The 8067-nt window shown below is 72.1% G+C and carries 8 protein-coding genes; 5 read left to right on the plus strand and 3 right to left on the minus strand.

Annotation, left to right across the window (positions count from 1 at the left end; translation table 11 throughout):
- The 3 genes from ACFV6D_RS24075 to ACFV6D_RS24085 all read left to right on the plus strand — a co-directional run.
- Positions 1–369, plus strand: a 369-nt coding sequence (locus ACFV6D_RS24075) for an ATP-binding protein (protein ID WP_380561086.1), incomplete at its 5' end; no start/stop codon positions are given.
- 292 nt (positions 370–661) lie between these two features.
- A complete protein-coding gene (locus ACFV6D_RS24080; RefSeq protein ID WP_079136563.1) occupies positions 662–1471 on the plus strand; it encodes a YhjD/YihY/BrkB family envelope integrity protein in 810 nt (269 codons plus the stop codon).
- A 121-nt stretch (positions 1472–1592) separates the two neighbouring features.
- Complete coding sequence (locus tag ACFV6D_RS24085) at positions 1593–2051, plus strand: SRPBCC family protein (protein ID WP_063352569.1); 459 nt, start codon at positions 1593–1595, stop codon at positions 2049–2051.
- Between the two features lie 140 nt (positions 2052–2191).
- Here the strand turns inward: ACFV6D_RS24085 and ACFV6D_RS24090 are convergent, their stop codons facing one another.
- The gene (locus tag ACFV6D_RS24090) at positions 2192–4339 is read right to left on the minus strand and encodes a catalase (protein ID WP_380561087.1); all 2148 of its coding nucleotides are present in this window, start codon (positions 4337–4339) and stop codon (positions 2192–2194) included.
- A 394-nt stretch (positions 4340–4733) separates the two neighbouring features.
- Here ACFV6D_RS24090 and ACFV6D_RS24095 point away from each other — a divergent pair, with 394 nt between their 5' ends.
- Together ACFV6D_RS24095 and ACFV6D_RS24100 are read left to right on the plus strand one after the other, a co-directional pair.
- Entirely contained in the window at positions 4734–5063 is a 330-nt protein-coding gene (locus ACFV6D_RS24095) for a helix-turn-helix domain-containing protein (RefSeq protein WP_363373927.1), read from the plus strand.
- Between the two features lie 144 nt (positions 5064–5207).
- The gene (locus ACFV6D_RS24100) at positions 5208–5681 is read left to right on the plus strand and encodes an STAS domain-containing protein (RefSeq protein WP_380561088.1); all 474 of its coding nucleotides are present in this window, start codon (positions 5208–5210) and stop codon (positions 5679–5681) included.
- 48 nt (positions 5682–5729) lie between these two features.
- Here the strand turns inward: ACFV6D_RS24100 and ACFV6D_RS24105 are convergent, their stop codons facing one another.
- Together ACFV6D_RS24105 and ACFV6D_RS24110 are read right to left on the minus strand one after the other, a co-directional pair.
- The gene (locus tag ACFV6D_RS24105; protein WP_380561089.1) at positions 5730–6608 is read right to left on the minus strand and encodes a DsbA family protein; all 879 of its coding nucleotides are present in this window, start codon (positions 6606–6608) and stop codon (positions 5730–5732) included.
- A gap of 237 nt (positions 6609–6845) precedes the next feature.
- Positions 6846–7814 carry a DsbA family protein gene (locus tag ACFV6D_RS24110; RefSeq protein WP_380561090.1) on the minus strand — a complete coding sequence of 323 codons (969 nt, stop codon included), beginning with the start codon at positions 7812–7814 and terminating at the stop codon, positions 6846–6848.
- Positions 7815–8067 lie beyond the last annotated feature (253 nt).

An 8067-nucleotide genomic window follows, 5' to 3' on the forward strand; every position in this document is an offset into this window, starting at 1 on the left:
GGCCGCGCCCCGCCCCCCCCCCGGGGGCCCCCCCCCCCCGCCGGGCACACCCCCCCGGGTGCGGGGCCGCCGGCGGCCCCCCGGGGGGGGGCCCCCCCCGCCGTCCTGCTGGTCTCCGAACTCGTCGGCAACGCCCTGCGCCACGGCGGCGAGCCCGGGACGCTGCTCCTGGTCCGCGCCACCGGCCGGCTGCGGATCGAGGTCAGCGACGCCAGCCCGCGCCCGCCGCTGCCCCGGCCCCCGCACCCCCCGGACGAACCGGGAGGCCTCGGCCTGTTCCTGCTGAGCCGGCTCACCCTGCGCTGGGGCTGGCACCCGTCGGGGCCGGGCAAGACGGTGTGGTGTGATCTACGGCTGCCCGCGAGCTGACGGCCTGTCGGCGGCCTGCCGGGCGGGTGTTCCGCGTCCGGGAGGAGCGGTGTCCGCGCGCGGCCACCCGGCGCCACCGGGTGCCGGTCGCGACGCCGGAGCGCCGGACGCGCCCCGCGCGGTGGCATCCTGACGGGGCAGGTCCGTCCGTGGGCGTCGAGCACAGCGAGGATCCAGTGGCCGTGAACCGACCGTCGCCGTCCCCGTCCCCGCCGTCCCCGTCCCCGCCGTCCCCGTCCCCGTCCCCGCCGTCGCCGTCGCCGTCGCCGCGCGGCGTCCTGGGTTGAGCGGCATGCGCCGCCGCAGCCGGTTGACGGAGATCGCCCGCAGCTGGTGGCAGGTCCTGCGGGCGGCCGTCGTCGGCGTTTGGGAACACGGCCGCACCATCGAACTGCTCCAGCGCTCGATGGCCTTCGCGGCGCTCTTCTTCGTGACCCTCGTGCCGCTGCTGATCGTCATCGCGGCGGCCTTCCCCTCGCGCGGCAGCGGGATCTCCGAGTGGATCACCGACGGCCTCGGCCTGAGCGGGCCGGGCGCCGACGCCGTCCACCGGCTCTTCGCCTCCCGGGGCCAGGTGCTCAGCACGACCACGGGCTTCGGCCTGGCCGCGCTGGCGGTCTTCGGGGTCTCGTTGATGGCGTCCGTCCAGGGCGTCTACGAGCGCGTGTGGGAGCTCGACCGCGGCCCGTGGCACGCGGTCTGGCGCCAGACCCTCGGCCTGGCCGGGCTGATCGGGTACATCGTGCTGGCCGCCTCCAGCGGCATGCCCTGGCACCACTCGGCCGTCCAGCCCTCCTTCCGCATCGCCGTCACGACCGTCGGCGGCCTCCTGTTGTTCTGGTGGCTTCAGCACCTGCTGCTCGCCGGACGCGTCCCGCCGAGGCAACTGCTGCCCGGAGCCGTCGCGACCATGGTGGCGCTGGCGGGCCTGCGGCTCTTCTCCCGGCTGGTCTTCGCGCCGCTGCTGGTGTCCAACGCGGTCTCCTACGGGACGGTCGGGACGGTACTGATCGTCCAGTCCTGGCTGATCGGCGTCGGCTACACCGTCTACGGCGGCGCGCTGGCCGGGCGCGCCGTGGTCCAGGCCCGCCGCACGCCGTAGCGCCGGCGCCAGGCCGGGTGGCCGGTGCTACGGCGCGGGGGTGGGTTAGGGCGCGGCGCAGCGGGCAGGCGCGCGGGCGGCCGGGAAAGGCTCGGCCACCGCACACGTGAGGAGGCCCCAGATGAGCATGGTGAAGGAGACGGTCGACGTCGACGTGCCGCTGCACGCCGCGTACAACCAGTGGACCCAGTTCGAGGAGTTCCCGCGCTTCATGGAGGGCGTCGACGCGGTGACCCAGCTGGACGAGCGCCACAACCACTGGCGGACCAGCATCGGCGGCGTCACCCGCGAGTTCGACACCGAGATCATCGACCAGCTGCCCGACGAGCGGATCGCCTGGCGCACGACGGACGGCGACGTGCGGCAGAAGGGCGTCGTCACCTTCCAGGAACTGGACGACCGGCACACCCGGATCAACCTGGCCATCAACTTCCAGCCGGAGGGGATGGCCGAGAAGACCGGCGACATGCTGGGCATGGTCGACCGCAGGGTCAAGGGGGACCTCCGGCGCTTCAAGGACTTCATCGAGGACCAGGGCCGGGAGGAGGGTGGCTGGCGCGGCCGGATCACCCCCGGCTGAGCCCCGTCACGGTCCACGTCCCCTGATCACGCCCCCCTGACCGCACCCCCCTGGCGGCGGCCCCGGCTCGAACGGTCGGGGCCGCCGTGTGCCCGTGCCCCGCCGGCGGGCACGGGCACGGAAGTGGCGCCGCTGCGGGGTCAGCGGTCCGGGAAGCGGTGCCGCTCGACCAGCCGGGCGAAGCCGTCCCACAGGGCCGGATCCGCCGGCTCCTGCGGGTCGTGGAGCGCGACGCCGGCCAGGCTCCCGGGCGCGTCGTAACCGCCCGCCCGGGCCAGGTCGACGCCGGAGCCGAGCAGCGCCGCCGGCTTGCCGTGGCGCAGCGCCTCGGCGAGGAAGCGGACGGCGTCCGGATCGGCGGCCAGCGCGGGCCCGGCGCCGTCCGGAACCACCACCGCGTCGTACAGCACCGAGGCGGTGGTGGGCAGCGGGCGGTCCACCGGCAGAGGGTCACCACCACGGGCGGCCACGTGACCGCCGTGCGCGGCCAGCGTCTCCACGACGGCGCCCTGCGCGCCCAGCCGCTCGTGCGCGGCCCGCACCTGGCCGCCGTCGACCCCGGGCGCGGCCAGCACGGCGACCTTGCGGGTACGGATGCCGCTGCCGCGCAGGTTCTCCAGGCTGAGCGCCGGGGAGACCCGGGGGCCCGCCGCCTCGTCGCCGTCCCGCGCTGCCGCCCGGTCTCCGGGTGACGGCTGCGGTTCGGGCACGCCGATGCGCCGAGCGACCTCCGCCGCCAGGTCGGGGTCCACGCGCACCAGGTTGCCGACCATCCGGCGCCGCACCTCCTGGTCGCCCACCTTGCCGAGCTCGAACGCGAACGCGGCGATGATGTGCCGCTGTTCCCAGCCCGCCATGCTGCGCCAGAACAGCGCGGCCTGGCTGTAGTGGTCGGCGAAGCTGGGGCTGCGCCGCCGGATCGCCCTGCCGTTGACCCGTTGCTGGTAGTGCTGGAACACCCCTTCCGGCAGGTGGCCGCCGCCCATGGTGAACGGGCAGCCGCCGCCCACCGAGTTCGGTGCGTAACTCGTCCCCGGGTGGATGGCCTGCTGGCCGTAGCCGTCGCGATGGTTGGTCCGTACGTCGGCCAGCGGGCGGTTGACGGGCAGCTGGCCGAAGTTGGGGCCGCCCAGGCGGATCAGCTGGGTGTCCAGGTAGGAGAAATTGCGGCCCTGGAGCAGCGGGTCGTTGGTGAAGTCGATCCCGGGCACGATGTTGGCGGTGTGGAAGGCCACCTGCTCGGTCTCGGCGAAGAAGTTCTGCGGGTTGCGGTCGAGGACCATCCGCCCCACCGGACGCACCGGCACCAGTTCCTCCGGGATCAGCTTCGTCGGGTCCAGCAGGTCGAAGGGGAAGGCGAACTCGTCCTTCGCCGTGACCAGTTGGACACCGAGCTCCCATTCGGGGAAGTCCCCCGCCGCGATCGCCTCCCACAGGTCCCGGCGGTGGAAGTCCGGATCCCGCCCGGCGGTGATCTGGGCCTCGTCCCACACCTGGGAGCAGGCGCCGAGCCGCGGCCGCCAGTGGAACTTGACGAACGTGCCGCGCCCGTCCCGGTTCACCAGGCGGAAGGTGTGCACACCGAAGCCCTGCATCATCCGGTAGCTGCGCGGGATCGCCCGGTCGGACATCACCCACATCAGCATGTGGGTGGACTCGGGCTGGAGCGAGCAGAAGTCCCAGAAGGTGTCGTGCGCGGAGGCGCCGGTGGGGATCTCGTTCTGCGGTTCGGGCTTCACCGCGTGGACGAAGTCCGGGAACTTGACGGCGTCCTGGATGAAGAACACCGGCATGTTGTTGCCTACCAGGTCGTAATTCCCGTGCCGGGTGTAGAACTTGGTGGCGAAGCCGCGGACGTCCCGTACGGTGTCGGCGGAGCCGCGCGGGCCCTGCACGGTCGAGAAACGTACGAACACCGGGGTGCGGCGCCCGGCCTCCTGGAGGAAGTCGGCGCAGGTGAACCCGGCGAGCGACTCGTACGGTTCGAAGAAGCCGTAGGCGCCGGCGCCGCGGGCGTGCACCACGCGTTCGGGGATGCGCTCGTGGTCGAAGTGGGTGAGCTTCTCGCGGAGGTGGAAGTCCTCCAGCAGGGTGGGGCCGCGGTCGCCGATGACGAGCGAGTTGTCGGTGTCGTCGACGCGCACACCCTGGTCGGTGGTGAGCGGGCCGTCCGGGTCCGGGGCGCGGAAGGCGTCGAGTGCGGCGTCCTTGGCGTCGGTGGTGTCCTTGGCGTCGGGTCCGGGGTCGGCGGGCGGCTCGGGCTGGGGGGTTTCGGGGTTGATGGGCATGTCGCGGTCTCCGTCCTGGGAACGGCGCGGGGCGGCCGGGCCGTCGGCCCCCGGCTCGTGTCGGCGGGGCGGCTGCCCGATGGGCGGCCCGGCAAACCGCGCGCGAGCGGCCGTCGGCGCCGCAGCAGGAGGTCAGCGGTGTTCGGCAGGGGCGCGCGGTGTTTGAGCGCGGTGTGTGAGTGCGGTGTTTGGCACAGGGGCAGCGGGGGACACGCCGGAGTCGGGAGGGGAAGCCTCTGAGTGAGGAGACGAGCAATGTCGAACGATGCCATCGTCCTGTTGCGGGAGGACCATCGGGAGGACCACAAGGGGGGAGATCGGCGAGCGGACGCAGGCCGTGCGCGAGACCGCGCCGCGACCACGAAAAGCGGGAAGGAGCACGCGAATTCCTCTCATGTCTCAGCCAACGCGACCGCCCTATCCTGAGGGCGTGGAAGAACAGCCGGCCATCGGGCGCCAGTGGACGTTCCTGACCAATCACGCGCGCGTCCTGGTGCAGATCGCCCGGGACCCAGGCATCAGGGTGCGTGACATCGCGACCAGCTGCCTGCTGACCGAGCGAGCGGTCCAGCGGATCATCGCCGACCTCGAAGCGGCGGGCTATCTCAGCCACCACCGGGTCGGGCGCTCGAACGTCTACCGCGTCATCGACGGCAAGCAGCTGCGCCACCCCGCCGACAGCGGCCCGACGCTGGCGGAGCTACTGGCCGTCCTGCTGCGCTGACCACGCCGCCGATGGCACGCATGGCCGAACCCGATTGCACGCATTGCCATTGACGAATTTCCGTTCACGTATTGGTTGACGTGAGAAGGGATTCGGCAGACGCTGGAGATGTCGTCCCATGGCTCACAGGCAGGAGAAGAGACCATGCGCGGTAAGCCGCCCGTGGCGCGTCCCGCTGCCCCGACCCCGACTCCTCCATCCCCCGCGCCGCCCCCGCCGCCCCCGGTCGACGGGAGCCTGCCCGCGGACCTGCACGTCGCCAAGGGCCTGCTGGTCCGGCTCGCCGTCGAAGGGGACCGGGTCCGTGCGACGGTCCGCGGCGAGATCGACCTCGACGTCGTCGGCGGCCTGGACGAGACCCTCGGACGCGCGCTGCGGGCCAGCGGCACCGGGCTCGACGTCGACCTGTCCGCCGTCCCCTTCTGCGACAGCTCCGGCCTCAACCTCCTGCTGGGCCTGCGCAGCACCGCGCACCGCACCGACCGCACCCTCGCGATCACCGCGGCCAGCACCCAGGTCGAGCGCCTGCTCGCGATCACCGAGACGACCGGCCTCTTCACCCCCGCCGCCACCGAACGCCCCGCCGGCCCTCCGCACACCGAGAACGCAGACCCATAGCCGCACGCCGACTCCCCCTCCCCCCTGGCGCGGGCCTGCCGGTACGGATCAGGGCGATGGGGCCGAACTCGGCGTCGAACGCGGACGGGCCGCATGCTCGGGCGGCTGCGCAGGCGAAGAGGGGAGTGACGCCGAGGGCGACGGTGAGGGCCCACCGGCCTCGGCGATGGCTTCGAGCACCGCGCCCTCGAACGCCTCCTTCGAGGCCATGGCCCCACCGGCATGCCCGTCGAGCTGCTTGCCGTTGAGCAGCATGGCCGGCGTCCCCCGGAATTCGTGGTCGCGGAACTCCTCCGTGACAGTGCGCACCCAAGCCTCGTGCGTTCCCTTGTTGACGCATTGCTCAAAAGCCGGTGTCCGCAGTCCGGGGACATTTTCGGCGAGCCGAAGGAGTTCCGCACGGTCGGCGAACCTGTCGTTCTTCTCCTCGGGTTGGTTGGAGAAGAGGACGGCATGGTAATGGGCGAATTTGGCCAGGTCCTGCGCGCACGCGACGGCGTTGGCCGCTCGCAGTGAACCCTTCCCGCCAAGGCCGGCGTCAATGGCCGCGAGGGGGTGGTACTCCAGGCGCAGCCGGCCGGACTGCACGTACTTCTGCAGTACCTCGCCGAGGCGCGCCTCGGCCGCCTGGCAGGCGGGGCAGCGGAAGTCCTCGTATACCTCCAGGGTGGCCGGAGCCTTCTCCGCCCCCACCTCGATGGCCTTGCCTCCGGCCACCGTTCCGAGGGGCGCCAGGGCGGGCCGGTCGTCCTGGGACCGGTACGTCTGCACGACGACCCCTGTGATCACCGCAGAGGTCACGACGGCGGGCACGAGGCCGAATGCCATGAAACGGCGTCGACGCTTCGCGAGAATTTCCCGTGCCGCGCGTTCCGCGCGCCTGCGCTCATGTGCAATCAGCTTTCCATTTCGATTTGCCCGGCTCATGTTCCCCTCGTTCGCTGGTTGGTTTCTGAACGTTGAACCCGAATTATTCGGTGCGAGTTCTGCCCACGGAGGGGACGGAATACCTCTCCGCCCTTCCGCGGCTACCGGAAGAATTACTCCGGGCCGCCGTCTCGCAGTGGCCCTCAGCCGCCGGGTCGGTCCTGACCGGGAGTGACGCGCGGCGCTGAACCGGGCGGGGGTGTTCCGTCGCGTGACAACGGCCGGGGCGACTGGTCGTCAGTCGTCGGAAGCGTGTGATGACTCCCTGGCGCCGGAAGCCGCCGCCGTGCGCCCGGATGCTTCGGCCGTCCTCGCCCTGCTGGGCGAGGAGGCCGCCGAGGCGGAGGAGGCTGCAGAGGCGGAGGAGGCCGCCGAGGCGGAGGGGGCCGCGTGCGCCGAGCCCGAGGCGGTGGCGGCCGGGCCCGTCGAGGCGCGCGGGTGCGACGGGGTGCTCACCGGCGGGTGGAAGCCAGGGTCCTTCAGCGCGAGGTCCTCGACCGTCTTCCACAACTTGGTGGCGGCTCCGTCACCGTCGATTTCGATCCGGTCGCCGTTGAGCACGGCCACCGGTGCGTCCGTGTGGAACTGTTTCGCGAACGTGCCGCTCTCGCGGCTCACCCAGCCCGCGTGGGTGCCGTCGTCGACGCACCGGTCGAACGCCGCGGACCGCAGCTCGCTCACCCGGTCGGCGAGCGAGCGCAGGTCCTGCTTCGCGTCCGGGTCCTGCTTGCCGGCCGCGACGAGCACCTCGCGGAAGGCGGTGAACTTTCCCGCGTCCTGGGCGCACGCCGCCGCGTTGGCGGCCTGGGCCGAGGTTTTGCGGCCGTCGGTCGTCACCGGGTGGTATTGGATGACCAGGCGATTCTCGGCGACCAGCTGGCGGAGTGTCGGGTCGAACCGCTCGGCGAACTTCCGGCAGGCGGCGCAGTCGTAGTCCTCGTAGACCACCAGCGTGGCGGGTGCCTGCTGGTAGCCGACCGGGATCGAGTCCCCGCTGGACCCGGACGGGGGTTCGGCGTGGTCGGGTCCGAACCCCGGACGGAACAGGAATCCGCCGCCGACGACCACGGCCGCCACGGTGACGGCCAGCAGGACGCGCTTGCGGGTCCGGTGCGCCGACCCGGTCCGGACGGATTGCCGCCGATCGGACGGCGCGGGGGAGTCATCTGTCGGATTCGGGGCATCCTCGTCGTCCCAGAAGGCCATGGGATTCGTTCCAATCGGTTCGACACTCGACGGCCGGATGTCGAGTGATTGCCTTGTTCCCCCCCCCGTTTATAGACATGAGCAGAGCGATGAGCTGCTCACCGTACCGATCGTCAATCAGCAATTATGCGAACGCAGCAACGTCACGACAGGGCGGTGGGGGGCGCGCGGGCCGGGGAGCCCCCCCCCCCGGGCGCGGCGCACCCACACCGAAACCCACACAAAACAACAAAACACAAAAGAAAACAAAACC

It is taken from the genome of Kitasatospora sp. NPDC059812, from assembly GCF_042732075.1.
GTDB lineage: Bacteria > Actinomycetota > Actinomycetes > Streptomycetales > Streptomycetaceae > Kitasatospora.

What these genes read in the sequence shown, in the direction of transcription:
- ACFV6D_RS24090 (WP_380561087.1), bottom strand. Translation starts at nt 4,339, where the DNA reads ATGCCCATCAACCCCGAAACCCCCCAGCCCGAGCCGCCCGCCGACCCC.
- ACFV6D_RS24080 (WP_079136563.1), top strand. Translation starts at nt 662, where the DNA reads ATGCGCCGCCGCAGCCGGTTGACGGAGATCGCCCGCAGCTGGTGGCAG.
- ACFV6D_RS24105 (WP_380561089.1), bottom strand. Translation starts at nt 6,608, where the DNA reads ATGAGCCGGGCAAATCGAAATGGAAAGCTGATTGCACATGAGCGCAGG.
- ACFV6D_RS24110 (WP_380561090.1), bottom strand. Translation starts at nt 7,814, where the DNA reads ATGGCCTTCTGGGACGACGAGGATGCCCCGAATCCGACAGATGACTCC.
- ACFV6D_RS24095 (WP_363373927.1), top strand. Translation starts at nt 4,734, where the DNA reads ATGTCTCAGCCAACGCGACCGCCCTATCCTGAGGGCGTGGAAGAACAG.
- ACFV6D_RS24085 (WP_063352569.1), top strand. Translation starts at nt 1,593, where the DNA reads ATGAGCATGGTGAAGGAGACGGTCGACGTCGACGTGCCGCTGCACGCC.
- ACFV6D_RS24100 (WP_380561088.1), top strand. Translation starts at nt 5,208, where the DNA reads ATGCGCGGTAAGCCGCCCGTGGCGCGTCCCGCTGCCCCGACCCCGACT.